Consider the following 596-nt stretch of genomic DNA (forward strand, 5'->3'; position numbering starts at 1 on the left):
GCGCCATCCTGAACGGCAGAGGCATCACCGGCCGCTTTAGGCTGGGTGCTGTCGCCCGGGATGATTTTGTTGGTCAGCGCGGTGGCGTTGTCGGTGGAGAGAACCAGCTGGATATTCTGCGCGCCGGCGGCTTCGGTGTTAGCCAGGTAGCCCTGCTGTTTAGCGGTTGCGCCCGCCAGCAGGTTACCGCCGGTCCAGTTCACGCCCAGTTTGCTCACATCATCCTGTTTGGTGCCATCAGCCGCCTGGCAGTCAGAAACATCGATGGTGAAAGATTTCGGTTTCAGATAGGTATCCGCCGCGGCAGCTTTAACTTCCGTTAAAGTCACTGGTGACAGATAAACGTTCGCATCGCTGCCCTGGCCGTTTACGGAAACAGTACAAGATACGTCGGTAACTTTACCGAAGAAATTAACCTGACCGCCGCCTACATTGGTATCAGCAGCATTTGCCGCAGCCATACCAAAAAACGCAGTTGCCATTGCAGCAGAGAGAAGAACCTTTTTCATTGCCATTTCCTTGTCAGAGTGAATTAAGTATCAATGAGCAAACAGTTAATACGCACAAAAGTCAGAAGCGATTTGCGATGCTCACTT

General features: G+C 52.7%; 1 protein-coding gene. It reads right to left on the reverse strand.

From position 1 onward, the window contains the following. Positions 1 to 509, reverse strand: a 509-nt coding sequence (locus ACESQ2_RS28430; protein ID WP_154927201.1) for a fimbrial protein, incomplete at its 3' end; no start/stop codon positions are given. Positions 510 to 596 lie beyond the last annotated feature (87 nt).

Source organism: Klebsiella sp. Q11 (genome assembly GCF_964241505.1).
GTDB classification, from domain to species: Bacteria; Pseudomonadota; Gammaproteobacteria; order Enterobacterales; family Enterobacteriaceae; genus Klebsiella; species Klebsiella michiganensis.